Source organism: Vibrio sp. RM-69-4, assembly GCF_024743775.1.
GTDB lineage: Bacteria > Pseudomonadota > Gammaproteobacteria > Enterobacterales > Vibrionaceae > Vibrio > Vibrio anguillarum.
In genome coordinates, this window is sequence record NZ_JAMQXI010000036.1 from 352,714 (window position 1) to 379,302 (window position 26,589).

General features: G+C 45.0%; 25 protein-coding genes. 13 read left to right on the forward strand and 12 right to left on the reverse strand.

What is annotated here, in order from left to right:
- Positions 1-45 precede the first annotated feature (45 nt).
- The 3 genes from apbC to NB504_RS05875 all read left to right on the forward strand — a co-directional run bounded on the left by apbC (position 46) and on the right by NB504_RS05875 (position 4,164).
- Positions 46-1,122, forward strand: coding sequence for an iron-sulfur cluster carrier protein ApbC (gene apbC, locus NB504_RS05865; RefSeq protein ID WP_094164191.1), 1,077 nt, complete (start codon positions 46-48; stop codon positions 1,120-1,122).
- Between the two features lie 192 nt (positions 1,123-1,314).
- The gene (gene udk, locus NB504_RS05870) at positions 1,315-1,956 is read left to right on the forward strand and encodes a uridine kinase (RefSeq protein WP_010320672.1); all 642 of its coding nucleotides are present in this window, start codon (positions 1,315-1,317) and stop codon (positions 1,954-1,956) included.
- Positions 1,957-2,037: 81 nt separating this feature from the next.
- Positions 2,038-4,164 (forward strand): AsmA family protein, encoded by a 2,127-nt coding sequence (locus NB504_RS05875; RefSeq protein ID WP_258428473.1) that lies wholly within the window; start codon positions 2,038-2,040, stop codon positions 4,162-4,164.
- Between the two features lie 61 nt (positions 4,165-4,225).
- Here the strand turns inward: NB504_RS05875 and cobO are convergent, their stop codons facing one another.
- The 5 genes from cobO to NB504_RS05900 form a co-directional block, all read right to left on the reverse strand.
- Positions 4,226-4,831, reverse strand: coding sequence for a cob(I)yrinic acid a,c-diamide adenosyltransferase (gene cobO, locus NB504_RS05880; RefSeq protein WP_026028813.1), 606 nt, complete (start codon positions 4,829-4,831; stop codon positions 4,226-4,228).
- Between the two features lie 129 nt (positions 4,832-4,960).
- Complete coding sequence (locus NB504_RS05885) at positions 4,961-6,262, reverse strand: outer membrane protein transport protein (protein ID WP_258428474.1); 1,302 nt, start codon at positions 6,260-6,262, stop codon at positions 4,961-4,963.
- 301 nt (positions 6,263-6,563) lie between these two features.
- Complete coding sequence (locus NB504_RS05890; protein WP_026027727.1) at positions 6,564-7,847, reverse strand: outer membrane protein transport protein; 1,284 nt, start codon at positions 7,845-7,847, stop codon at positions 6,564-6,566.
- Between the two features lie 245 nt (positions 7,848-8,092).
- Positions 8,093-8,818 (reverse strand): DUF3379 domain-containing protein, encoded by a 726-nt coding sequence (locus tag NB504_RS05895; RefSeq protein ID WP_258428475.1) that lies wholly within the window; start codon positions 8,816-8,818, stop codon positions 8,093-8,095.
- Positions 8,811-9,359: a sigma-70 family RNA polymerase sigma factor gene (locus NB504_RS05900; RefSeq protein WP_088717986.1), complete on the reverse strand. Its 549-nt coding sequence runs from the start codon at positions 9,357-9,359 to the stop codon at positions 8,811-8,813. Before NB504_RS05900 ends, NB504_RS05895 begins: the two co-directional genes overlap by 8 nt.
- Before the next feature lie 688 nt (positions 9,360-10,047).
- Here NB504_RS05900 and fadI point away from each other — a divergent pair.
- The 3 genes from fadI (at position 10,048) to NB504_RS05915 (ending at position 14,178) form a co-directional block, all read left to right on the forward strand.
- The gene (gene fadI / locus NB504_RS05905) at positions 10,048-11,355 is read left to right on the forward strand and encodes an acetyl-CoA C-acyltransferase FadI (RefSeq protein WP_017044558.1); all 1,308 of its coding nucleotides are present in this window, start codon (positions 10,048-10,050) and stop codon (positions 11,353-11,355) included.
- Entirely contained in the window at positions 11,355-13,478 is a 2,124-nt protein-coding gene (gene fadJ / locus NB504_RS05910) for a fatty acid oxidation complex subunit alpha FadJ (protein ID WP_258428476.1), read from the forward strand. Before fadI ends, fadJ begins: the two co-directional genes overlap by 1 nt.
- Before the next feature lie 151 nt (positions 13,479-13,629).
- Complete coding sequence (locus tag NB504_RS05915; protein WP_088721091.1) at positions 13,630-14,178, forward strand: NAD(P)H nitroreductase; 549 nt, start codon at positions 13,630-13,632, stop codon at positions 14,176-14,178.
- A 61-nt stretch (positions 14,179-14,239) separates the two neighbouring features.
- Here NB504_RS05915 and NB504_RS05920 read toward each other — a convergent pair whose 3' ends face one another.
- The gene (locus NB504_RS05920) at positions 14,240-15,115 is read right to left on the reverse strand and encodes a LysR family transcriptional regulator (RefSeq protein ID WP_258428477.1); all 876 of its coding nucleotides are present in this window, start codon (positions 15,113-15,115) and stop codon (positions 14,240-14,242) included.
- Positions 15,116-15,371: 256 nt separating this feature from the next.
- On the opposite strand from NB504_RS05920, the gene NB504_RS05925 reads away from it, so the two are divergent.
- From NB504_RS05925 to recR, 6 genes are all read left to right on the forward strand, one after another.
- Complete coding sequence (locus NB504_RS05925) at positions 15,372-16,490, forward strand: response regulator (protein ID WP_017044561.1); 1,119 nt, start codon at positions 15,372-15,374, stop codon at positions 16,488-16,490.
- 332 nt (positions 16,491-16,822) lie between these two features.
- The gene (locus NB504_RS05930; protein WP_017044101.1) at positions 16,823-17,188 is read left to right on the forward strand and encodes a YbaN family protein; all 366 of its coding nucleotides are present in this window, start codon (positions 16,823-16,825) and stop codon (positions 17,186-17,188) included.
- A 157-nt stretch (positions 17,189-17,345) separates the two neighbouring features.
- The gene (gene apt, locus NB504_RS05935; protein WP_013857239.1) at positions 17,346-17,891 is read left to right on the forward strand and encodes an adenine phosphoribosyltransferase; all 546 of its coding nucleotides are present in this window, start codon (positions 17,346-17,348) and stop codon (positions 17,889-17,891) included.
- Positions 17,892-17,912: 21 nt separating this feature from the next.
- Entirely contained in the window at positions 17,913-20,057 is a 2,145-nt protein-coding gene (dnaX, locus tag NB504_RS05940; protein WP_258428478.1) for a DNA polymerase III subunit gamma/tau, read from the forward strand.
- An 82-nt stretch (positions 20,058-20,139) separates the two neighbouring features.
- Positions 20,140-20,469: a YbaB/EbfC family nucleoid-associated protein gene (locus NB504_RS05945; protein WP_258428479.1), complete on the forward strand. Its 330-nt coding sequence runs from the start codon at positions 20,140-20,142 to the stop codon at positions 20,467-20,469.
- A gap of 50 nt (positions 20,470-20,519) precedes the next feature.
- Positions 20,520-21,119, forward strand: a complete 600-nt coding sequence (gene recR, locus NB504_RS05950) for a recombination mediator RecR (RefSeq protein WP_013857236.1) — start codon at positions 20,520-20,522, stop codon at positions 21,117-21,119.
- A 78-nt stretch (positions 21,120-21,197) separates the two neighbouring features.
- Here the strand turns inward: recR and NB504_RS05955 are convergent, their stop codons facing one another.
- Positions 21,198-21,446, reverse strand: coding sequence for a YkgJ family cysteine cluster protein (locus NB504_RS05955; protein ID WP_013857235.1), 249 nt, complete (start codon positions 21,444-21,446; stop codon positions 21,198-21,200).
- A gap of 158 nt (positions 21,447-21,604) precedes the next feature.
- Between NB504_RS05955 and NB504_RS05960 the strand changes: the two genes are divergently transcribed.
- Positions 21,605-22,045 (forward strand): YcgN family cysteine cluster protein, encoded by a 441-nt coding sequence (locus NB504_RS05960; protein WP_017047805.1) that lies wholly within the window; start codon positions 21,605-21,607, stop codon positions 22,043-22,045.
- Positions 22,046-22,067: 22 nt separating this feature from the next.
- Here NB504_RS05960 and NB504_RS05965 read toward each other — a convergent pair whose 3' ends face one another.
- The 5 genes from NB504_RS05965 to gap form a co-directional block, all read right to left on the reverse strand.
- Positions 22,068-22,418, reverse strand: coding sequence for a hypothetical protein (locus NB504_RS05965; protein WP_013857233.1), 351 nt, complete (start codon positions 22,416-22,418; stop codon positions 22,068-22,070).
- Between the two features lie 150 nt (positions 22,419-22,568).
- The gene (locus NB504_RS05970) at positions 22,569-23,504 is read right to left on the reverse strand and encodes a ChaN family lipoprotein (RefSeq protein WP_170888644.1); all 936 of its coding nucleotides are present in this window, start codon (positions 23,502-23,504) and stop codon (positions 22,569-22,571) included.
- A 58-nt stretch (positions 23,505-23,562) separates the two neighbouring features.
- Entirely contained in the window at positions 23,563-24,384 is an 822-nt protein-coding gene (gene rlmA, locus NB504_RS05975) for a 23S rRNA (guanine(745)-N(1))-methyltransferase (RefSeq protein WP_170888645.1), read from the reverse strand.
- Between the two features lie 119 nt (positions 24,385-24,503).
- The gene (locus NB504_RS05980) at positions 24,504-25,388 is read right to left on the reverse strand and encodes a D-hexose-6-phosphate mutarotase (protein WP_096036488.1); all 885 of its coding nucleotides are present in this window, start codon (positions 25,386-25,388) and stop codon (positions 24,504-24,506) included.
- 155 nt (positions 25,389-25,543) lie between these two features.
- Complete coding sequence (gap, locus tag NB504_RS05985) at positions 25,544-26,539, reverse strand: type I glyceraldehyde-3-phosphate dehydrogenase (RefSeq protein ID WP_010317219.1); 996 nt, start codon at positions 26,537-26,539, stop codon at positions 25,544-25,546.
- Positions 26,540-26,589 lie beyond the last annotated feature (50 nt).

Consider the following 26,589-nt stretch of genomic DNA (forward strand, 5'->3'; position numbering starts at 1 on the left):
CAGTCTGACAATAGAGAGTGATAGCATGAGCAAAAAGGAGAAGCTATGCAGCCGTTCACATCTAAACAAGATTTTTGCGATTGGTTAAACCAATTTGAACACCCTCATCTTATTGCGGGGTGGGCAAACCAACCTCATTGGGTTTCGGTTACAACAGCGGGACGTTTGACGGTTCATATTCCATTTGCCGCTAAAAATCTGCTGAATGAGCTTTCCGAATGGGTCATCTCCAAGCAGCAAACCGATGCGCTTGCTCCATTCAGTGTTGAGATAATCATTGCGCCGAAAGCGCTAGCGACGACGGTCGCTCATAGTGTTAATGGTGTTAAAAATATTATTGCGGTGACTTCAGCCAAAGGGGGCGTCGGCAAATCAACCACCGCCGTCAATCTTGCTCTAGCCATTGCTCAATCTGGGGCGAAAGTTGGCTTGTTGGATGCGGATATTTATGGCCCTTCAGTGCCGATGATGCTTGGCAAGCAAGAAGCAAAGCCAGATGTGCGTGATAATAAGTGGATGCAGCCCGTTGAGGCATTTGGTATTTTCAGCCATTCGATTGGCTATTTGGTTGATAAATCTGAAGCGGCGATTTGGCGCGGGCCGATGGCATCGAAAGCACTGGCGCAACTGCTCAATGAAACCGAGTGGCCAGATGTGGATTATCTGGTCATCGACATGCCACCGGGGACAGGTGATATTCAACTCACCTTGTCACAACAAATTCCGGTAACAGGCGCGGTGATCGTCACCACTCCGCAAGATCTGGCACTAGCGGATGCGCGCAAAGGGGCGGCCATGTTCGAAAAAGTCGACGTTCCGGTTATCGGGCTTATTGAAAATATGAGCTATCACATCTGCAGTCATTGTGGAGAGAAAGAGCATATCTTTGGTGTCGGTGGCGCGCAGAAACTGGCCAGTGAATATGGGTTGGCGCTGCTTGCACAAATTCCTCTGCACATTGCCCTGCGTGAAGACATCGACCAAGGTCGTCCTACCGTGGTTGCTCAACCAGAAAGTGAGCATACACAGCGTTATCTTCAACTGGCGGAACGAGTCTGTTCAAGCCTATATTGGCAAGGAAAGCCTAAGCCAGATGCAATCAGTTTTACATTAGTAGACTAGCGTTGATTCACAGTGTTGTGAAAGTAGCACTGTGGTGATCTCTTCTGAAACACGACGAAAACGTTTGCTTGGTAGTTTGTTATTCAAACCTCTTCCAAAGTCTAAATCGAGACTGGTATCAGGTGGTTGAAGTCCCTATAATCGGGCAGTTTATCTATTTTCATCACCAAACCATCACCGGGTGCAAAAATAATGTCTGAGAATAATCAATGCGTCATCGTAGGTATTGCTGGCGCTTCAGCTTCTGGAAAAAGCCTGATTGCGAGCACGATTTATAACGAACTTCGTGCCAAAGTAGGCGACCACCAAATTGGTGTGATTACGGAAGATTGCTATTACAACGACCAAAGCCATCTCAGTATGGAAGAGCGCGTTAAGACAAACTACGACCACCCGAATGCACTTGACCATGATCTACTTTGCCAACATTTAGAACAATTAACCCGTGGCGAAGCGGTTGAAGTGCCAGAGTACAGCTACACTGAGCATACTCGCACCGCGAATACAACGCTATTAACACCCAAGAAAGTGATTATTTTAGAAGGTATTTTACTGCTGACAGACCCACGTTTACGTGACTTAATGCATGCGACCGTATTTATGGACACTCCGCTGGATATCTGTTTATTACGCCGAGTGAAGCGTGATGTAGAAGAGCGCGGCCGCACCATGGATTCGGTATTGAAGCAATACCAAAAAACGGTTCGCCCTATGTTTATGCAGTTTATCGAACCGTCAAAACAGTACGCGGACATTATCGTTCCTCGTGGCGGTAAAAACCGTATCGCCATTGATGTATTAAAAGCCCACATCGCGAAATTGTTGAAATCTTAACTTTTGTGGTCTTTATTTTTAAGCAGACAAGTGGCACTTTAGGTGCCACTTTCTTTTTCTAATTAAGCAAGGAAAAAGCTGATGAAAAAACTGTTTCTTTTCATTGCCATTATTATCGGTGCGTTAATCGCTGCCGCGCTCGCACTTGTCCTGTTGGTCAATCCTAACCAATTTAAGCCCTTGATTGTAGAACAAGCCAAACAGAAAACGGGATTGGACTTAGTCATTGAAGGAGATATCAGTTGGAGTTTCTTCCCTTCGCTTGGCTTTGAGCTGGGCAAAACTGAACTCAGAAATCCACAAGGTTTCAGCGCTCCAAACCTGTTTAAAGTCGATCAAGTTGGTATTGAAATTTCGGTGATGCCATTGCTGGATAAGCAACTGGAAATTGGCAACATCCGCCTAAATGGTGCTGAGTTCCATCTTGAAACCCTTAAAGATGGCCGTTCAAACTTAGATAGCTTAACTCAAGCCGCGCCTCAACCAGCCGCCTCTTCCGCCGTAAACGAAACAAAACCAGCACAAGAAGAGACAAGCAGCGTCAATGCGAGCAACCCTGTTCAAGAGTGGACGATTAACTTAGCGGGCGTTAGCGTCGAAAACGCATTACTGGAAATACAAGACCGCAAAGCCGGTACACATACCAAGCTGTATGACGTGGCGGTCAATCTTTCAGAGTTTGCGGTGGACAAATGGACGTCAGCAACTTTTGCCGCCAAAGGTAAAAATAACCAACAAAACTTTGCCGCAGAAGGGCGAGCTGAATTCAAATTAGCCGCTGGTTTCAAGGATTATGCGCTGAAGAACGTTGTGCTTGATGCGAGCTTTAGTGATCCATCAAACCAGATTGATTCTGCGAAGATTGAATTAGCCACGTTCGAGTTTGATAAGAAGAATGCGCTGTCATTCAGCGTGAAAGGAAAGGTAGCGGATTTAAAACTTGATGCGAAGGGGAGTGCGCAACTGACTCTCGATAAAGCCATGAGCTTGGTGAAGATTGATACGTTGGTGCTGGATACTAATCTAGAAGGAACCAGTTTGCCACAAAGCCCCATGCAGATCGGTTTAACTTCGAACATTCGTTTTGATCTCTCTAAAAACCAACTGGATGTCCTACTCAGTAAATTAACCGCAAATGCATTAGAATTTGATGGTGATGTCAAAGTGACGTTGGCTGAGATCCCTAAAATCCGCTTCAATATGCATAGCCCAAATATCGATTTGGATGAATTTTTAGGGCTTGCGAATCCAGCAACGGCAAGCAGTGCCGTGAGTGAAAGTAAGGCATCGTCAGGTTCAACGTCAGCAGCGCCTGCTACGGTGAGCGCTGAAGTGGAACCGGATCTCAGTGCATTAAAAACGTTGGATGTGCAAGGCAAGGTCACCATAGACAAGTTCAAAGCTAATAATGCTCGATTACAGAATGTGCAAACCAATTTTAGCGTCGATCGTGGAATTGTGAATTTAACCTCATTCAGTGCCAACCTTTACCAAGGTACGATTCAGGCGACCGCTCAACTGGATGCAACCAAAGTACCTGCTACTTATAGCGCTAAAAAGAGCGTTAAGGGAGTGCAGGTGCTGCCGCTATTAAAAGATGTACTCAATAATGAGATGTTACAAGGTACGGGTAACATTGATGTGGATGTAAAGGGCCGCAGTTTGACGCCAACGGGCATTCAACAAAACCTTGTCGGAACCGTGAACATCAACTTTGCCGATGGTGCAGTCAATGGTATTAACGTTGCTCACCTTATCCGTAGCAATTACGCCAAAATTAAAGGTAAGAAAGTGGATGACGACCCAGTTAAGAAAACCGATTTTAGCGCCATGACCGCTACGCTGAAATTGAACAAAGGGGAAGTCACCACCAATAACCTCGCCATGCAATCACCACTGTTGCGTATTCGTGGTGAGGGTAAAGCGAATTATCTGCAACAAACGGTTGATTTCTTGGTGAGCACTTCTGTGGTGGGAACGCTAGAGGGGCAAGGTGGCAAAGATATCGATGAGCTGCGAGACGTCACGATTCCTATCAACATCTCAGGGCAATGGAGCGATCCTAAATTCAAATTGGTTTTTGATGATGTGTTAAGACAAAAAGCGGAAAAAGAGATTGACCGTGGCTTGGAAAAGCTCGGCGTTGAGATAAAAGACGAGAAAACCAAGAAAGCGGTTGATGGTTTATTAAAAAGTCTTTTTAAGTAATTTACAGGGTTGATTTCATTATGATTGATCAAGCCTCCTCAATTTAGAGGAGGCTTTTTTATCACCAGTCGATGCCTTTTCGTGCTTTGATGCCCGACTCAAAGGCGTGTTTCACATTTTTGACTTCCGACACCGTATCGGCGATTTCAATCAAGCTGCGGTGTGCTCCTCGGCCCGTGATCACCACCGACTGCATTGTTGGCCGTGTTGTTAAGGCTTCAATCACTTCGTCTAATTCGATATAGCCATAGCTCACCATGTAGGTCAGCTCATCAAACAACACCACATCAATCGACTCATCTTTAAGCATGCGTTTGCATTCTTGCCAAACCCCTTGCGCCGCTGCGGTATCGGCTTCTTTGTTTTGTGTTTCCCAAGTAAAGCCCGTAGCCATGACTTGAAATTCGACGCCCAGTTTTTCAAGCAGATTACGTTCACCATTTTCCCAGGTTCCTTTAATGAACTGAGCTACCGAACATTTCAAACCGTGGCCAACAGCGCGCGCAATGGTGCCAAAACCTGAGGTAGATTTCCCTTTGCCATTTCCGGTAATGATCAATAACAACCCTTTCTCTTGCTGGGCCGCAGCAATTCGTGCATCGACTTGCTCTTTTACTTTCTGTTGTCTCGCTTTATGGCGTTCATTTTTAATTTCTTCAGTCGACATGCTCAATCCTGTTCATTAATAGCGTTGCCGCTATCATAGCTCAACTACTCGGCAGCAAAAACCATCGAAATTACAAGGAATAAAAAAGCCAGAGCAGTGCTCTGGCCTCTGGGAGTATCTCTAATGAGTTTAGAAACGATAATTGGCTTGTGCGCCGATAAGCCAAACATTGCCCGTTACTTCACCATTAAATGCACCACCAATTTGTGCTGAAGTGGCATCAGAGGCATCTCTTGGTTCGTTGATCGTGGCATCTTTTGCAAAAATATAGGTAAAGCCAGCGTCCAGTGTTAGCTGTGGTGTGGCAACGTAACTTGCACCGATACTAAGCCAAGTTCGGTCAGTCTCTGGGATTGTTGCTGTGCGGTTTTTATCGTCCACTGCTGATGTGTCATACGCAATACCTGTACGCAGAGCGATTTTAGCGTCGTATTGGTAAGTCGCACCTAAGGCAAAGCGGTAGTTATCTTCCCAGTTTTCTGATTTGATCAGATCTGATTTCTCTGGGAATACGGCAGTCAGTTCCTTGAATGAGCTCCAATCTGTCCAGTTCACGCTGGCATGCAGTGCCAGTTTCTCATTTAATTGATGGTAACTAGCAAGCTCTGCTGTGGCGGGCAAGGCAACAGACATCATCCCAGGTTTGTAAGCACCGTAAGTAATGCCTTTAGCGTGCCCATCAAAATCCATCATCACTTCGGATTTATAGCTTGCGCCAATACGGTTTGTTTCATTGATCTGCCAAGCTGTACCGACTTGCCATCCCCAAGATGTGTCATCACCTTCCATATATTTTAGTGTCGTTCCCTTAGCTACGGAGATTGGTGCACCTGTAGTAGGATGCATTCCTACTACATTATTTGAGGGTGCTGTTGCACCAAAATGGCCTTCTCCCATCACATAGCGTACGCCACCACCAATACTAAATTCAGTGGTTACTTGATAAGCGACGTTGAGATTCGCTTCTTTAGTAATAACGCTTGCTTGATTGCCAAAGTGTGAGGCGGCAAAATCATTACCCAGTTCGGTTTCCATCCCATAGTTTGTTCCTAGCGCAAAGCCCAGCACTAGTTGTTCATTCAACTGATGAGATAAGTAAAAATTAGGAATAACCGCATCATGAGCGAAGTCTTTTGCGCTTGCTTGCGTTGTGCCAAGTAATGAGTGGCTTACTGTGCCATTCACATCAACATTCGGGTTAACGTAAATTGCACCAACAGAAATTTGCGTACCTTTCAAATAAGTCAGCATGGCAGGGTTACGCCATTGTGCACTGGCGTTATCAGCCATAGCCGCTTCACCGGCGTAAGCACGCCCAAGGCCTGTTGCAGAGTATTCTGCCAATTGGAAACCGGCGGCTTGAGATGCGTTTGATACGCTGAATAGTCCACATGCTACTGCAAGTGAAAGAAGAGTTTTATTTGATTTCATTATAATGTTCGCTGAAATATTTGAATTCGGTGTGGGGATTTTAAGGTTAGAGCTAATGCTTTAAAAATATAAAGCAGTGAATTTGTTGTTTTTGAAATTAAAATCTATTAAAGGTTTAATTATAAGCGGAATGCTCTGCTTGTTATGAAAGTGTTTCTGATTTTTGGCGAACACTTGTAGTGTGGTTTAAGACCCAAAAGGTACAGTTGTTAGCTGAATTAGGCGAGGAGATGATATTACAAGCATTAAAAAGGGCTGGAAAACCAGCCCTTTATTGACGCTATGCTAATAAACGTTGCGCTTAGAAGCTGCGGCTATATTGTAAGCCGACTAGGATTGCATCTGCGTGAGTCGTTGCCGTCAAAACAGTACCAGCCGAATTCTCAGTCACTTGTACATCCTTACCAAGTAGGTAAGTGAAACCAAAGTCTACATTAGATCGCTCATCAACTTCGTAAGTAAAACCAGCAGAGAGCCATTGGCGATCTGAGTCTGGCACTGAGACTGAAGTTAAAGAATCTTGTGCGCTGGTGTCATACATATAACCAGCACGTAAAGTCCAATCGCTGTTTAGGTAGTAAGTTCCACCTATCGCATAGTGCCAACCATCTTGCCACTTATACTCTTTATCATAGCTACCATTAGTTAGAGCACCTACTGTTGAACGAGAAGAATCTAAATTTCTAAAATCAATTTTGTCGAATGAACTCCAACCAATCCATTGGACACTATAATGCACTGCAAACTGTGTCTCTTTGATTTTATGAAAACCAGAGAATTCAGCAATATCAGGCAATGGTAGGGTAATTTCTTGTCCATAATCGTCCTTAGCTGTGAATTCAGGACTGTAGTGGTATCCGAAGCCAAATCGATTATTTTCATCTAATTCATACACCGTACCCAAATTAAATCCGACCGCCCAGCCATCAGCTTTGTCGACATTTATTAATGAGGTTCCCTTAGCTGGAATAACCTTACTTCCAATTATCATTGTATTGGCAGGAAATCCCTCGCCTGTTGTACGCTTCATGGTGCCTTGACCATAAATTAAATCTAACCCGGCCCCTATACTCCATGATGAGTTTATACGGTATGAACCAGCCAAACCGAAATTAAAACTTTTAACATCGGTTAAGCCTCCATACTCTGCCGCAGGGTAGTTATCAGAAAATTCTGTTTTGGTACCAAAGTTAGTATAAGCGTTTACACCCCAAGCAAATTTATCGTCCACAGGAACAACTAGATGGATGTTTGGTGCAATGGATGTTCCGCCAACGTCATCAGTGTCTTCGATATCGATAGCGTTTTTGAAAACGCCTGTATATTGAGTGTTTTTTACATCAATCATCGTTGTGATGGATTCAAAGCCCAAAGAGAGTGAGGTTTCATCAAACAACGCCATTGCGGCAGGGTTACGAGCCATCACCGATGCGTTATCGGCAATAACAGCATCACCAGCAAATGCACGACCTAGGCCAGTCGCAGATTGTGCATTGAGCTGAAAGCCCGCTGCCAGTGCTTGTTGTGAAGCGAGAGCTACCGTTACGGCAAGTAACGATTTTTTAAACAGACGCGTCTTGTTCATGGTGCTTTTCCTTTTTGATTTCATCGCCTCTAATGGACGTTGTTTTTGAGCAAATGCTCAATTGGTGGCTGATACTAGAGGCAATTATAGAAGATAGAAATCCGACCATTGTCTAATTGAATGATAAAATTGCAGAAATGATGTCTATTTGGCAGGAAAAAGGCGGAAAATGCTTATTTATAGAGTTTAAGCTCTACTTTTGTCTAGGGAACCTGGCCTGCATTATATACAGGCCAGGAATGGTTTTAATGGGAAGGTTTTAGCATAGGCATTAGTTTTTTAGCGATGTTCGTGACATCTTCGCCATTTTCACCGACAAGGATCAGGCTAGCATCACCGACGGGTTCGATGATTCCTGCCATGCCTTGCTCATTAAAGTTCACGGCTTGTTCACTGGCAATGCCTGTGAAAAAGAGCGTCACTTTCCCGCTTTCACCTTGAAAAACCATGTGCAGAGCGTTTGCCTTGCCAAAACCACAGTGGTTTAGGTAATAAACGTGGTAAGGGAAGTTACTGCTTAACTGATAAGCGAATGGCAGCATTTTGGCGTTGATCTGCGTTGAATTCACTTGTTCATCCAGTTGGTTGACAAAGCCTTCTTCATCAATGACGTGTTTGATGGCGGTGTCCATTAGGCTTGCCTGTGCCGGTGGAATGAGCACATTTCGCCAATTGATTTGGCCAACCAATAAACCAAACACAAAAGCAATCGATGCAGCCAATGTCATCGCTTGCTTGGCAAAAGTAGGGTGGATGACATTGCTTGCCATTGTGGTTTGACTAAATAGAATACGGTCTGCGAGATCGTCAGGCACGTCTACATTCATTGCAGTAGCAATCGTTGCATCTAAGCTCAATATGTCCTCTAGGAACTGACGATTTGTATCACTAGTGGATGCCGCTTGGATAATCTCTTGGTCATGCTGTTTTGGATCGGACATAACTCGGCGGCGAAATTCTAATTCATCCATTTTGCTGCCCCTTATACGCTTCTGATGAATCCAATTGTTCTTTTAATTGATTACGAGCTCGAAACAGACGAGTCATGACCGTGTTCTTATTGAGTTCGAGGATCTCGCCAATTTCATCACCACTAAAACCACCAATGACTTGTAGGAAAAGAGGTTCGCGGTATTCAATATCTAGCTTCATTATCTGTGCCTGCAACCACTCTTGTTGATGATGAGGATCATCGTTGACTTTTACGTCACCGCTGTAGTCATCAATATCGACCAACTCAAACTGCTTGCGCTCAAAGCGGCGCGCGTTCTCGCGACGAAGAATAGTTATAAGCCACGATTTGGCCGCTTTCTCGTCGAGCAAACTATCGAGAGATTTCCAAGCCCTCAAGCAGGTTTCTTGGACTAAATCTTCAGCAATGCTTTTATCTTTACATAGCCAATAGGCATAACGAAAAAGATCTCGGTGATAAGCACGCACAAGCGTTTCATATTTTCTCTGTCTGTCAATATTACTATTGACCGGGCTGCTGGACTTTTTCTTTCCAAACATGGTTATTATCGACACATGAGTCTCCGTTTGCTCTGTGATTTCTTCTTTGTTTAGGCCATTTTATGGTCGTCTTGCGATGAACGCTTCGCGTATTCGTTCGCTTTCGATCCGTTCAAGTTGTTCGGTAACATCAATTCAAGCGTCGACGGCTTTTTAATTTCATAGTATGGAATAAATCAATATAAAATTGATCTACTTCAAAATCTCATAGCACGAAGTGGCTATAGTACACCTTGTCATCTCGTTAGTCATTGCGACTAACATGTTGAGCAAGATGACACTTCCTTTTGAAGGCTGACTTTACTTTCTCCTAATCAGGAAACTGATTATTTCAATTGGCGTAAGTTAATTGCTTTATATATTCCGACCACACATTATTGTGTGGTTTTTTTTTGCTTATATACCCTTCCTACTTGAAGCCGCAGCGGTGTTGGCTACGTTCGTTCACCCCAATCACATAGTTTGCCTATGCTCATGGGGACTCACTCACTTGCCGCCTACCTGCAACTCCAAGTTGTTTGGGTATAACTCCATTATTCATTTAAAGATTAAGTGATTATCCATCTCCTTTCCCTACATTACTTTCTTCGATTCGATGCGAATATCACGTTTATTTAAACACTTGTTTGATTGTTTTAACAACCTCGTTACAATGTGCCAGGTCAGACCTCTATTCTAAGGAGAAACAATGGGCAAACAGGAAGTCAAAACGCGCTCTGGTGAGCGTGTGGCTATCGTCGCGGGGTTGCGTACCCCTTTTGCGCGTCAAAGTACCGAATTTAGTCAAGTTCCTGCAGTCGATTTAGGCAAGATGGTGGTGAGTGAACTGCTTGCGCGAACGGAACTCGATCCTAAATTGATCGAACAACTCGTCTTTGGACAAGTCGTGCAAATGCCTGAGGCACCAAACATCGCGCGTGAGATCGTTTTAGGGACAGGAATGAGCATCCATACCGATGCCTACAGCGTCACACGAGCGTGCGCTACCAGTTTTCAGGCGGCGGTGAATGTGGCTGAAAGCATAATGGCTGGCACGATTGATATTGGTATGGCTGGTGGTGCCGATTCGTCTTCCGTTTTGCCGATTGGAGTGTCTAAAAAATTAGCCGCTAGCTTACTCGCTTTAAGTAAAACCAAAACCGTTGCTCAGAAACTCAGCATCTTAAAATCATTATCTTTTAAAGATTTAATGCCAGTCCCCCCCGCGGTCGCTGAATATTCAACGGGCCTTTCGATGGGGCAAACGGCTGAGCAGATGGCAAAATCTCATCACATAAGCCGACTGGATCAAGATGCTTTGGCACATCGTTCTCACTCTTTAGCTTCACAAGCTTGGAAAGAGGGCAAAATCCAAGGCGAAGTCATGACGGCATTCCCAGAGCCTTATAAAAAGTGGATCGCTGAAGATAACAATATTCGTCATGACTCGACTCTGGAAGGTTATGCCAAGTTACGTCCAGCGTTTGATAGGCAATATGGTAGCGTGACGGCCGCCAACAGCACACCACTCACCGATGGAGCAGCCGCTATTCTTTTAATGCGCGAAGGCCGTGCTAAAGAGCTTGGTTTGGAGATTATGGGTTATATCCGTTCTTACGCTTTTTCAGCGATTGGTGTTGAACACGATATGTTAATGGGGCCGTCTTATGCGACACCGTTAGCCTTACAACGTGCAGGTATTGAGCTTTCCGATCTCACATTGATTGACATGCATGAAGCGTTTGCCGCGCAAACCCTCTCTAATATGAAAATGTTCGCCAGTGATAAGTTTGCACAGGAACATCTTGGTCGAGCAAAAGCGATTGGCGAAATTGATATGGATAAATTTAATGTGCTAGGTGGTTCTATTGCGTATGGTCACCCCTTTGCGGCGACGGGTGCGCGCATGATCACACAAACACTGCGTGAACTAAAACGACGTGGTGGTGGTTTAGGGCTGAATACCGCTTGTGCAGCGGGTGGTTTGGGCGCGGCAATGATTTTGGAGGTTGAATAATGAGCACAGAGAAAGCTTTTCATTTAACGATTGATGAACAAAATATTGCGTGGCTGGCGATTGATGTTCCCGGCGAAAAAATGAATACGCTACAAGCGGCGTTTGCCCAAGAGATGCAAGAGGTTTTTGCGACCTTGGAGGCTCAAAAAACCAGCCTAAAGGGGATGGTGATTCACTCGCTTAAGCCAGATAATTTCATTGCTGGAGCGGATGTCCGTATGCTGAACGCTTGCCAATCGGCCAGCGAAGCACAAGCATTGGCCAAGCAAGGTCAGGAGATGTTTCAAACCTTATCGGATTTGCCATTCCCAGTGGTTGCCGCGATTCATGGCCCATGCTTAGGTGGTGGTTTAGAGCTGGCGCTGGCTTGTCACTACCGGGTGTGCAGCGACGCTGATATCACGCGTTTGGGTTTGCCCGAAGTGCAATTAGGCTTGCTGCCAGGCTCCGGTGGAACGCAGCGGTTGCCGCGTTTGATTGGTTTGTTACCTTCTCTTGATTTGATTTTGACGGGTAAACAGCTGCGCGCAAAAAAAGCAAAACAGCTGGGTGTTATTGATGCTTGCGTAGCAGAGACTATCTTGCTGGATGTGGCCAAGAAGTATGTGCTCGATAATTCTGGGAAAAAACGTCATCAGGCCAATACGTCGGCCAAAGAGAAATTAATTTCTCATACGCAGCTTGGTCGCAAATTAATTTTTGATCAGGCCGCTAAAAAGACTAAGCAAAAAACACGAGGTAATTACCCAGCCGCAGACGCGATTTTAGAGGTGATCCGTCACGGTTTAGATCGTGGTTTGAAAGCCGGGTTAGAGCTTGAAGCGAAGCGATTTGGTGATTTGGTGATGAGCTCGGAATCCAAAGCACTGCGCTCGATTTTCTTTGCCACCACCGAAATGAAAAAAGAGACGGGCAGCGACGCAAAACCTCAAACCGTGAAACGTATCGGCGTATTGGGCGGTGGTTTAATGGGGGCAGGGATCAGCCATGTTAGCGTTGCAAAAGCCAAGGTTCCCGTACGAATCAAAGATGTTTCGAATGATGGAGTATTAAACGCGCTCAATTACAACTACAAATTATTCGATAAACAGCGCAAGCGTCGCATTTTATCCAAAGCGCAGATGCAGACAAAAATGGCGCAATTGTCTGGCGGGATTGATTTTACCAGTTATCAGCATATCGACGTTGTCATTGAAGCGGTATTTGAAGATCTCACGCTTAAGCAGCAAATGGTGGCTGATGTTGAAGCGAATGCCAAAACCAGCACCATTTTTGCGACGAATACTTCCTCGCTTCCAATCCAGAAAATTGCAGCGAAGGCGGCGCGTCCAGAGAATGTGATTGGATTGCACTATTTCAGTCCTGTTGAAAAAATGCCTCTGGTGGAAGTGATCCCTCATCAAACCACATCGCAAGAGACGATAGCCACAGTGGTGGCCTTGGCGAAAAAACAGGGCAAAACGCCGATTGTGGTCAAAGATTGCGCTGGTTTTTATGTTAACCGTATCCTTGCACCTTACATGAATGAAGCGGCGCAGATCCTGATGGCGGGTGAGTCGATTGAAAAGATAGATACGGCTTTGCTCGATTTCGGTTTTCCAGTCGGCCCTATCACGTTATTGGACGAAGTGGGCATTGATGTTGGCTCGAAAATCATGCCAATTCTAGTGCAAGAACTCGGCCCACGTTTTCAAGGACCAGACGTATTTGATTTGCTGCTCAATGACAATCGCAAAGGGCGTAAAAGTGGTAAGGGATTCTATACCTATAAAGGTAAGAAAAAAGAAATCGACAAATCTATCTATAAATTGCTGAAAATAACGCCAGATGCCAAGCAGAGTGATAAGGAAATCGCGCTGCGTTGCGTGCTACTTATGCTGAATGAAGCCGTACGTTGTTTGGATGAGGGCGTAATTCGTTGTGCGCGAGATGGCGATATTGGTGCGATTTTCGGTATCGGTTTCCCGCCGTTTTTGGGCGGCCCATTCCGTTACATAGACCAAATTGGTATCAAGAAATTAGTGGAAATGATGAATCAACATGCTGAGAAGTATGGCGATAAATTCGCTCCTTGTGATGGGCTACTGACTCGAGCTGGGGTTGAAGCACGTTTTTATCCGTAGTCATCTCGGCTGTTTTCATTCATATGTTTGCTTAAATTAGGCGAGGGAATATCCTCGCTTTTTTTCATTTATAGCCAATGAGGTCATCTCTTTATGCGAGTTATTCTCAGTTTGGTATAAGATTATGGAAAATCATCAATAAGGAATCGAAATGGATGCACTAGAGTTGCTGCTTAACCGTCGTTCAATCGCCAATCTCACATCGCCTGCACCTGAAGGCCTGGTCTTGGAAAATATTATTAGAGCAGGCTTGCGAGCGCCCGATCATGGCGGTTTAACCCCTTGGCGTTTCGTGATTGCTCAGGGAGCGGGTTTGCAAAAGTTGTCGGGCATTTTGGCGTCTGCTGTGCGAGCGGATAACGGCAGTGATGCGGAGATAGAAAAAGCGAAAAATGCACCGTTTCGAGCACCCATGGTAATCACAGTGATCGCGAAAGTTACGGAGCATGAAAAGGTGCCAGTGATTGAACAGCATCTCTCTGCGGGATGCGCAGTACAAGCGATGCAAATGGCTGCAGTAGCCCAAGGTTTTCAAGGTTTCTGGCGTTCGGGAAGCTGGATGTTCCACTCTCACGTTCGGCAAGCATTAGGTGCTAAGGGCGATGATCAAATCGTTGGTTTCTTATACCTAGGAACTGCAGGGTGCACGCCAATGAAAGTGCCTGAACGTGATTTGAGTAAATTTATTGAATTTCTATAGCGAGTTTATTGACTATCTGCCGCTGCGATAACTCATGGCCCAGCAATGCTGGGCCTAAAATCTAGTGGATGTGATAGGCAATCACAAAATCAATAAATAGCCTGACTTTTTCAGGTAGATGATCCTTGTGGTTATACAGCATATAAATATCACGAGGGTTGGAAACCCAGTCTTCCAGTACTCTGACTAAGCTGCCTTCTTCGATAAATTCTTTAATCATCACATCTGGCATTAAGGTGATACCCAGCCCCTCAGAGCAAGCGCTGCGCACTACGTTTAAAGCGTTGGCCTGAAAACGACCAGTATCACAATTGACCACGCATTCCCCTTTATTGTTAGTCAACTGCCATTTTACTAGAGGATATCCCTTCAATAATGAATGATTACTGAGCTCTTCGGCATGAGTTGGTGTAGGGTGTTTCGCTAAATACCCTGGGCTTGCGACTAACACATCTTTCACTTCATTAATTTTTCGCGCAATCAAACTGGAGTCTCGTTGAGGGCCAACTCTAAAAATGACATCCCATTCGGTTGGGTCGAGTTGATCGGCCTGATTGCTGGTGGTCAATTCTATGTTGATATCTGGGTACTGCATCATGAAGGCATTGAAGATAGGCATCATCATGCGTTTCGTGACATTAGATGGTGACGATATTCTTAGTTTGCCTGAAGCGCCACGACATTCATCGGTGAGCTCTTCTGCTGTTGCAGCTAAGCGATGCAGCAACGGTGAGCACTCTTGAAAAAAACGTTCACCCGCTTCAGTCAGCGAAAGTTTTCGAGCATGGCGATTCAACAACCTAAGATTCAGAGAATCTTCCAATGCTTGAATGCGTCGGGTAATGGTCGCAACGGGGATCATTGTTTTACGAGAAGTTGCGGTATAGCTTCCATTTTCGACAACCAGTCGAAAGAGGTTTAGGTCATCTAATTTCATTGTTCCTGACACATTATTTTTCGAATTTGAGTAATTTATACGTATATCATTTGTCAAATCTTGAGTCATATCAACTTGTTTGACGAAAGTAACATTCCGTACAATCCATACATAGCCCATATATATAGTATGCAACCGAGTTACAAAGTGGAACATTTGTATAAATCTTATTTTGCGACTACTTTATAAAGTAACCTATCAATTTATCCTATAACAATAAAATGACTGCTTTTTAAAAGCATTGTGAGGCAGGATTATGTATAAATCTCACATTCAGGCTAGTGAGTTCTTGGCGAAAAAACCTTCAGATAATCAGCACGTCGAGCAAAAACTGATCATGCTCGTTGATGATGACCCAATTTTTAGGCGAATAACCAGTGGTTATTTGTCGGCTCAAGGCTATAAAGTGCTTGAAGCTGAAAATGGCTTAGAGGGGTTGCGCAAGTTAAAAGATGCGGAGCCTGACCTTGTTGTGTGTGACTTAGCAATGCCAGTACTGAACGGTATTGAGTTTGTTGAAGAGGTGAGCCTTGAGTATCCCTCGCTGCCACTGATTGTGGTCTCTGCAACTGATGAAATGGCTGATGTTGCAAAAGTGCTGCGATTTGGTGTTAAGGATTTTCTTCCTAAACCGATTGGTAACCACCAGTATTTAAGCAGTGCAATAGAAAGTACGCTCGAAGATACGTTCAGTCGTTTATCTGATCAGCGCGATTTTTCGACGCAATGGTTCCGGGTCGATGATGGTGGTGATATTCCAGAAGAACAAGAGTTGCATTGGCATCTGGAGTATTTACGAGAAAACCCCAGTACCGCGAAAGATTTGCTGCACGCGTTATTACCAGAAAAGGATACTTCACAAGGTAGTTGGAAGTGTAGTTACCGTCTTTTACAATCGGCGGATGTGATGCCGCTGGTATTTGACTATGCGTGGTTGATGAACGGGCAGTTTGCCTTTTACTTAGTCGATTCAGATGCCCATTATGAAAATAGTGTGGCTTCAACATTGCTCGTTCGTGCTCTGTTTCACGATTATCTTCGCAACTTAAAAAGCTTCAGTGCCGATCTGAAAGACCTTGCCGACATACTGGAAAAAGGTATTGAATGCTCAGAGTGTGCTAATCCAATCAACGCGGTATTCGGTATTGCGGATTTAAGCGAAGGTACACTCTCTATCCTGCCAGCTGGGCTCGACAGTCAATGGTCAAATGGCTACTTAACTCAACATATTGCCGCGGGTGTTAGCCTTGGGCAGAACTGTTTAAAAAACTTTATCACCAAAGATTTACCGATCAACTCAACTTGTCAGTTATCAACTAATCGCTTAGGTTCGAGTAGTTTCAAACTCAATATTTACCAAGGTGGTAGCAGTTAATAACCTTATCTTTAGTCGGTGTTTGCGGTGATTTGTTTGAGGTATAGTTCGCGTCTAGAACAACAATTACCCAATTCGTTTACGTTGCATTAACTTTGATTATGGTGCCAAAAACGAACGGAGTCATCCAACACTAGAGAAGTTATGATGGAAGAGCAGAATTTTAAAGAACCTTACAACATTTTTTATTTTTTAGGCTTTATTGCCGTACTTTCGATCCCTACATTGCCAGCAATACTGACTTGGATCCGTGTGTTTAATGGTTATTCAACTTTCTGAGTTGGATAGTACGTTGGGAGTTCACCATCAATATTCGTCATTTTCTTCTTACGGTGGCTGGTGGGCTCTGCCTTCTGTTAGGCGTGATAGGCATATTCTTACCGCTACTCCCCACAACACCTTTCATACTCCTTGCTAGCGCTTGCTTCTTACGAAGTAGCCCTCGTTTTCATGCTTGGTTGCATCAACATCAGACGCTAGGCCCAATACTGGATAATTGGCAGCAACATGGCGCTGTTTCGCGGCAAGTGAAACAACGGGGATGTTTGTGGATTATTCTAAGCTTTATTTTTTCCATCTGGGTTGTCCCGCACTTTTGGCTCAAAATTATGTTGTTTACTATGCTTGTGGTCCTGATCACTTGGTTTATTCGACTTCCCACTCATGAGCAGGTTGCTAACCAACAAGAAAATCACTAGCATTATGGGGAAGTGTGCCCATTCTTCGAATGGGCGTTTGTTTTTTCAGCGGCTAAGATATTGTGGCTTATCTATGTTGCTGAGAGCTCACGCTCTATCATTCTGATACGTAAATGTATCGTGAGAAATGAAGAGCCAATCTAAGTAAATGTAAGTTATGACAACCGAAACTATCTCTTTGATCAAATCGAGCATTCAAAGCATCCCTAACTACCCAAAACCTGGCATTTTGTTTCGTGATGTAACTAGCCTGCTAGAGGATGCAAAAGCCTATCAAGCAACCATTGCTTTATTAGTCGAAAAATATAAAGACATGGGCTTTACCAAAGTTGTGGGTACAGAAGCGCGTGGTTTCCTATTTGGTGCGCCATTGGCTTTAGAGCTTGGTTTGGGGTTTGTACCTGTACGTAAGCCGGGTAAGTTACCACGCGAAACGTTAGCCCAATCTTACGAATTGGAATACGGTACTGACACATTAGAAATTCACGTTGATGCGATCAAACAAGGTGATAAAGTGCTGGTGGTGGATGATCTACTGGCAACGGGTGGTACGATTGAAGCGACGACTAAATTGATCCGCCAGCTTGGTGGTGAAGTTGAGCACGCGGCTTTTGTCATCAACCTGCCTGAAATTGGCGGAGACAAACGTTTACAAGGTTTGGGCCTGAACGTTTATAGTATTTGTGAATTTGAAGGTCACTAAGCTAATCAACTGGACGTACTCATGAGTTATCTTGCCTTAGCGCGAAAATGGCGACCAACAAAATTTAATGAGGTGGTGGGACAAGCACATGTCTTAACTGCACTAGAAAATGCGTTGGCCCAAAATAGATTGCACCATGCGTATTTATTCAGCGGTACACGTGGTGTCGGCAAGACGACGATTGGTCGCTTGTTTGCCAAGGGGTTAAACTGTGAAACAGGTATTACGGCCACACCTTGTGGCCAATGTGATACTTGCCGAGAGATTGACCAAGGCCGTTTTGTTGATCTTTTAGAAATAGATGCGGCATCACGAACCAAAGTCGAAGATACGCGCGAATTACTTGATAACGTGCAATACAAGCCTGCTCGCGGTCGCTTCAAGGTGTACTTAATCGATGAAGTACACATGCTGTCGCGCCACAGTTTTAACGCTTTGCTTAAAACGTTGGAAGAGCCGCCTGAGTATGTGAAATTCTTGCTCGCTACGACAGATCCGCAAAAGCTGCCGGTTACGATTTTATCGCGCTGCTTACAGTTTCATCTTAAGCCGATCAGTGTTGAAAATATCCACGATCAGCTTGAGAATGTTTTAGCGGCAGAGCAGATCCCTTGTGAAGCGAGAGCATTAAGAATGATCGCTCATGCTGCCGATGGTAGTATGCGTGATGCACTTAGCTTAACTGATCAAGCGATAGCACTAGGTAATAACCAGGTGATGGCCGATGTAGTCGCCCCAATGCTTGGCACGCTAGACACAGATCAAGCACTCCATTTACTGCAAGCCATTAGCAGTAAACAGCCTCAAACGGCGATGGATAGCGTTGCACATTTAGCACAAAATGGTGTGGATTGGGATGGATTACTACAGCAACTCGCGGCGCAGTTACACCGTATTGCGATGTATCAAGCGTTGCCAGCAACACTGGACAAAACCCAACCTGACTCAGAGAAAGTGCAACTGCTTAGCAAAGCACTGAGCCCACAAGATGTGCAGCTCTATTATCAAATTGCTTTAAAAGGGCGTGAAGATTTAGCACTCTCGCCAACCGCTCGAACGGGGCTGGAAATGATTGTGCTACGTATGATGGCGTTTCGTCCTGCTTCTGTATCGTTGGTGAATACGTTCAGTACTGAAGTGAGTTCAGATGTCGCAGTGCCAAGCCACGGCACTCCTTCACTACAACCCGCATCAGCGGCAACGCCTCTAACTGAACCTAAGCAAACGTCGGTGGCTCCTGTATCGGACAGTCAGGTTAATGAGCCACAAAGGCATGAGGATACTCAGCCTGATTATGGCATCGCTCAAGATTACGATAACCGCTATGCGGATATGAATGATGACATGTCCAGTGCAATGGAATATGCCCCAGAATCGTATGAGCCTGCACCAGTTCCTCAACCACCGGCACCTTCTTCAGCTCCACGCCCCTCACCGATTGCAGGGCTGCGACACCAGTTGCGTTCACAGCGCCAAGGGGTTGCTCAGTCAGCAAAAGGAGTGAATGAAACAAAGAGCAACGAGACAAAAAAGCCTAATGCGGCATCGACTAAATCTGAATCTGTGCTTGAGCGTGTTGCCTCGCATGGAAAATCAGCTCGAGTGTCGCCTTTGTCCACATCCATTCCTGAGGCTGTCCCAACTTTGGACAACGAGCCTTATCAGTGGCGTCCAACGCTGCAACCTGTGGTGGTTGAACAACAAAAAACAGAGCTGACACCGACACAAATTAAGCAAGCGCTAGAACATATTAAAACGCCAGAGATGGCAGAAAAGTTACTTGCAGAATCGATAGAACAAGATGAGTGGGCAGCTCTGATCCACCAGCTCGATATTGCCAAGTTAGTGGAACAATTAGCACTTAATTCTGTCTACTACAAATCGGGCTCATCAATTGAGCTAGTGCTGCGGCCAAGTCAGGCCCATCTTAATACCGATAAAGCACAAAGCGAGTTGTTAGAAGCGCTCAATGAGACATTAGCTGAAGAGTGCCACCTTAGCGTGACAATTGGTGATCAAGGTGAGACTCCATTGGAGCTTAGAGAGCGTCTTTACCAACTCAAATTAGAGCAAGCATTGAACAGCTTGGAGGCCGACCCTCACGTAATGTTCTTCAAGCGACGTTTTGATGCGGAACTTGATCGCGACAGTGTGCGGCCGATTTAATCAATTAAGCGAGTGTGGGGTTGAATCTATATGTTATGACCCCACCTTATGTGAAACACTCAATTCAACCAGAGAGATAAACATGTTTGGTAAAGGCGGTATGGGCAACCTAATGAAGCAAGCCCAACAAATGCAAGAGCGCATGCAAAAGCTACAAGAAGAAATTGCGAATATGGAAGTGGTTGGTGAGTCTGGTGCTGGTCTGGTAAAAGTGACCATTACTGGTAGCCACAGCGTACGCCGTGTAGAGATTGATGAAAGCTTAATGGAAGACGACAAAGAGATGCTAGAAGATCTGATTGCCGCCGCTTTCAATGATGCTGCGCGCCGCGTGGAAGAGACTCAAAAAGAAAAAATGGCTTCTGTCACTGGCGGTATGCAATTACCACCAGGTATGAAGATACCGTTTTAACGAACGACTTTTTAACAAACAACCTTTTTAACAAACAAAATAGGTTACTAATGCGTACCAGTCATATGCTGGAGCATTTGATGGAGGCCTTACGTTGTCTGCCTGGGGTGGGTCCCAAGTCAGCACAGCGTATGGCCTTTCATTTGTTACAGCGCGATAGAAAAGGCGGCTTACAGCTCGCCGATGCTTTAAGCCAAGCCATGACAGAAATTGGACATTGCAGTGAATGTCGAACTTTCACTGAAGAAGAAACTTGTCATATTTGTAGCAACCCTAAGCGGCAGGATAACGGCCAACTCTGTGTAGTCGAAAGCCCTGCTGATATTGCGGCAATTGAAGCTACAGGCCAATATTCTGGACGTTATTTTGTTCTGATGGGGCACTTATCACCTTTAGATGGTATCGGCCCGAGTGATATTGGTTTAGATACGCTGGATTACCGTTTGCAACGTGGTGGCATTGCCGAAGTCATTCTTGCCACTAACCCAACCGTTGAAGGGGAAGCGACCGCGCACTACATTGCGGAATTATGTCGCGCCCATCAAGTCTCTGCGAGCCGTATTGCTCATGGTGTGCCTGTTGGCGGTGAGCTTGAGCTTGTTGATGGCACGACGCTATCACATTCTTTGCTTGGCAGACAAAAGCTGTAGCACCTTTCGAATCATTGCCCTAGCTGCTGGGGCAATTTTGAGTGACGCCATTAATTAATGGCAAACAAAGCAGTGCCATCAAGTGATTTTTTCGAGTTCGGTAATGTTGCTCAAAGCTTCTTGGTTCGTGTTGCCACAGACCATCGGGCAAGGCTTAAATTCGTGGCATACTTTTGGACGTTCAGGCTTACCAAATAACTTGCACAAATTAGCGTCATTAAGTTGAATGCAACGTACACCTGCTGGCTTTCCTTGCTCCATACCCGGGATGGAGGAAGAAATACTAGGGGCGATACAACACGCACCACAACCAAGTCTGCATTCCATAATTGAGTACCAGTAAAAAGAAAAGGGTGACGATCCTAGCAGATGTGACCGAAGTGTACAGCAATAGCTTTCTAAATTAACAAGCCGTTTTTATCCTTGAACTTTGGTTGGTGTGGAGGTATAACACGCACCCCATTCGTTAAGTAAGATAGAGACTCATGAACACACCATTCTGGCAAAATAAGAAATTAGAACAAATGACGGAATCGGAGTGGGAGTCGCTTTGTGATGGATGCGGTAAGTGTTGCTTACACAAGTTAATGGATGAAGATAGTGATGAGGTCTATTACACCAATGTCGCTTGCAGTTGGTTAAACAGCGATACCTGCTCATGCAAGGATTATCCAAACCGCTTCAATTCTGGTGAGGAGTGCTTAAAACTGACGCGTGATAAAATTGATGAATTTAATTGGTTGCCGGATACGTGCGCCTATCGTGTACTGTCAGAAGGCAAAACATTGCCGCAATGGCATCCTTTGATTACCGGCTCCAAAGAGGCGATGCACGCCGCGCAAGAAAGTGTTCGCAACAAAGTCGTTTATGAGATTGATGTTATCGACTGGGAGGACCATATCATCAACCATCCAAACCGCAATTAATATCCAATAGAAATCTAAAAGACTAGAGAAGCAGTAACAAACCTCCTACTGTTGCTGCGGCGGAAAAATATTTCCCTGCGGAATAGGAGCTATCATCTTCTTCTGGTTTTTTATCTGGATGATCTAATCCCAAAGCACCATGAGCAAATGACTCCACTTTGCCTGTCACGGTTTTCTCTTTGTTTTCTAACTTACTCTCTTTGTCTAGTTGTTGCAGCGCTGCGAGCAAGGCTTTGCCTTCATCAGACAAAGTGACGGTATTCTGCTCCACTTTGAGCGGGGCAGAGGGGGCGGATGCCGCTGTAGAATTTGCTTGAGCTTTAACTTGCTGGAGTGAATGCAGTTGCGCTGAGCTTGTCCCTACCGGTGTCATACTTCTCTCCTATAAATGCCATCAGTTAATGTATCGACAGATTTATGAAAAACTTGTGCAAAAAATTCGCAATTTGTATGAAGTATGTACAAGCAAAAAACGCGCCTACTTTATATGAAAAGAATAAGCAGGCCCGTTATTCACCGCTAATTAGTCGCAAGTGAGATCTGTATTGCGATTCTTTATCTGTTGATAGGCTTGCATGCGATGCTCTGCTTGAACATAGGCGGTGGGAATTGGCAGTACAGTGAGTTGGAAATCAGGATACGACGTCTGGGTATCCTCTACGGGCGTGATGATGGCAATCTTTAAATCAGGATTTCGACGAAGGATAGAATGCGCCGTGCCTAAACCCTGCTCGGTGTGGAACTTGCCTGCGATGTGCATCACCTGAGCTGTCGGGTGGTTTTGTAAATAATCCACCATGCTTTCTGCCATCGTTTCATCCCAAGTGAGCTGAGCTGCGTACTGTTTTTCAGTTTGCTCTTTTGAACCGTGGTGCATTGATTCCATGAACTTCGCTTTGTAGGGAGAGGCTGAGGTGTCAATTTGGTGTGCAACCTGAGCCCGCTCTACTGGCGTTAATTTATCAAGGTATTTGATTCCCACTTTGCCGATACAACGTACGAAAGGTTTAGGCGCATTAGCGGCAATGACATTCAACTGCTGTGATTTTGCAAATTCAACCAGTGGGCGGTAGTCACTTTGGTAGTTTGGCCACGCTCTGGTCTGAGAAATAAGGTATTGTTCGCCGATTTCTCCTGCTAGATAGCGGTTCAGTATCTCTTGTTCATCGCGTGAAAATTGTTCCATAGACAAGGCTACATGGGTGTTTTCGCGGCTGAGTTGTGCCAATAGCTCGGTTTGGAAGCGATGAATGGCTGGGTGTGTATGCCACTCACCGACTAAAATGATATCGGCATTTTTTATCTCATTCGGCAGCGAATTGAGATTCAATGGTTTGCCGCTAGGGGTAGATAATTGGTAGTCATAAAAGTGAGCAATGGGCTTCGGCTGGTGCGAAGCACAGCCAAAAAGTGGTAATAGTAGAGCCAGAGAAGTAACTAAGCGCATGAGTGTCTCCATTTTGAATTTGGTATAATAATGGAGACACTGTGGATTTGCAATATAATGAGAATTATTATCAACTAACTTTGCGGTAAACGCTGATCATAAAATCGGCCTCACAATTAAATTGCTCAGCTTGCTTTAATTGCGCTCTTAGCTCATCACTGGCCCGCCATGCAAACGGCGTCATCTGTAATAAATCAAAAGCATCGTTACCGCTTAATGCCATGGTGTAGTGCAGTTTTTGTTGCTCTACTAATGTAAACCCAGCTATCTCTTCTGCGGTTTCATCATGCAGTTGAACATTAGGATAGATCCCTTCTTTTAACTGATAGAGGTGCCTTGCCGCGGGTGTAACGGTAATCACCACTCCTTGGTTTTGAATACAGCGGTAAAGCTCTTGCGCTTTACAGGGAGCATAAATTCGTAATATACCGGCTAGGGAAGCATCGTCAAAGGGCAAGCGGTGGCTGGAGGCAACGACAAAGTTGACTATAGGGTAGCGCTTTGCTGCATAACGTACGGCGATTTTAGAGATATCTAACCCATAGGTGACCGATTGTGTCGAGTGTTGTGCAAGCGTTTGAGCGACAAATTGGGTGTAGTAACCTTCGCCGCAGCCGATGTCTAAAAACTGATAAGAAGAATCTTGCAGATACTTACTGCACAACTGAGCGACCGTCTGACGCATCAGATCGTAATGTCCACCTTCAAGAAAACGGCGACGAGCTTGCATCATCTCTTTATTATCACCCGGATCTTTTGAGCGTTTATGATGTGCAGGCATCAAATTGACGTAGCCCTCTTTGGCTATATCAAATTGATGATTATTTTCACATTTCAATATTTGCTGCTGTTGCAACAGAGGTTGCTGGCAAAGGGGGCACAGATACGCCATGAAGATCTCGCTTGAAAAACAAAGGTGCCAGTTTAGCGTCTGCGGCTAGAAATAAAAAGGACAGCGTGATTTCACTGCCCTCAGCATGAGTATGATGACGGAAAATTCGCCAAAAAAGCTTAGTTGGAAAAAACCGTCGTGACGAGCTGATGGCTTTCACCTGGTTGCAAGGTTTTTCCAGCGGACAAGCAAGGGGCATGCAGTGTAGATTCAACACACAGCATCGTTTGATAACCATCGTCAGGCATATCGGCCATTGATTGAGCGCCTTGAGCCCATGGGTTCCACAAGACGGCAGAGTTGTGTCCAGAGTTTTCAACCACTAACGTGCGATTCAAAACAGGATCTTGGACCTGAATTTGTGCTTCAGGCGCGGTATAGACGCGATCAATCGTATCGGTGAGGATGAGTGTTGAACCACCTTGACACATTTTTGCATCTTGTAAGCTGTCTATATATTCAACGCCCATACCTGTAGTAGTGGTCTGGGTAATATTACCAACCTTGAGGTAGCTGTGCAGCGCTGCAGAAAACGTCCATGCTTTCTCATCCGTATTGGTCGTTTCTAAAGTGACTTTTAACTTGTCACCGATTTCAACATAAAGACGGGTTTGGAATTGAAATGGCCAAATAGTCAGTGTTTGGGGCGAATGGTCGAGCCCTAGCACGATAATGACGCCCTGCTCGTTTTCTCTATGTTCAATCAATGCCCATTCACTGGTGCGTGCGAAACCATGGGCTGGTGCAGCAATACGGCCAAACCATGGCCAACAAACAGGGATCCCGCCTCTTAGAGCGGCTTTACCGTCAAAAATGGCCGTGTCACTCATCCAAATGAGCTCATCTTGTCCTTTAGGAGTGAATGAGATGACATGGCCGCCATGCAGTGTAATTCCGGCGGTTGCTTTGTCATGAATAACGCGAACAATTTTAACGCCCTCTTTCTCAACGATAGTGACGTTGTCAGAAAGATAAGTCAGGGTAGGGAGAGATTGCAGATCCATAAATTCGATACCTCATGCCATTCCTACCGGATAATTGAGTAAGGAATGGCTCGGATTGTCTAACGCAGCCCCACAAATGAAAGGGACAGATACTAAAAAGGCGACACAATGGCCGCCTTTTTGTTCTCAACGAATTTCTTCGCTAAACACTACGATTATTTAGAAACGTGAGCGATTAGGTCTAGAACTTTGTTTGAGTAACCGATTTCGTTGTCGTACCAAGATACAACTTTAACGAATTTGTCAGTCAGTGCGATACCAGCTTTAGCATCGAATACAGATGTGTTGATTTCACCGATGAAGTCTTGAGAAACAACTGCATCTTCAGTGTAGCCTAGAACGCCAGCGAATTCGTTTTCAGAAGCGCGCTTCATTTCAGCACAGATTTCTGCGTAAGATGCTGGGTTTTGTAGGTTAACAGTTAGGTCAACTACAGAAACGTTCGCTGTAGGTACGCGGAAAGCCATACCAGTCAGTTTGCCGTTTAGTTCTGGGATTACAACGCCAACCGCTTTAGCTGCGCCAGTTGAAGATGGGATGATGTTTTGAGAAGCACCACGACCACCACGCCAGTCTTTCGCAGAAGGACCATCTACAGTTTTTTGAGTCGCTGTAGTTGCGTGAACAGTAGTCATAAGACCAGACTCGATGCCCCACTTGTCGTTAAGAACTTTAGCGATAGGTGCTAGACAGTTTGTAGTACAAGAAGCGTTAGAAACGATGTCTTGACCAGCGTAAGAAGCGTGGTTAACACCCATTACGAACATTGGAGTCGCGTCTTTTGAAGGACCAGTTAGAACAACTTTTTTCGCGCCAGCAGTGATGTGCTTACGAGCGGTTGCATCGTCTAGGAATAGACCTGTTGCTTCAGCAACCACGTCAACACCGATTGCATCCCATTTTAGATCTTCTGGGTTACGCTCAGCTGTTACACGTACAGTTTTGCCGTTTACAACTAGGTTGCCAGCTTCTACTTCAACAGTACCGTTGAAACGGCCATGAGTTGAGTCATACTTTAACATGTATGCCATATAATCTACGTCGATAAGGTCGTTAATACCTACAACTTCGATGTCGTTGCGCTCTTGCGCTGCACGGAATACGAAACGACCGATACGGCCAAAACCGTTAATACCTACTTTGATAGTCATTATAGTTGCTCCACAACTTAATTTCTGATTAAAGATAACTGGTAGTAAAA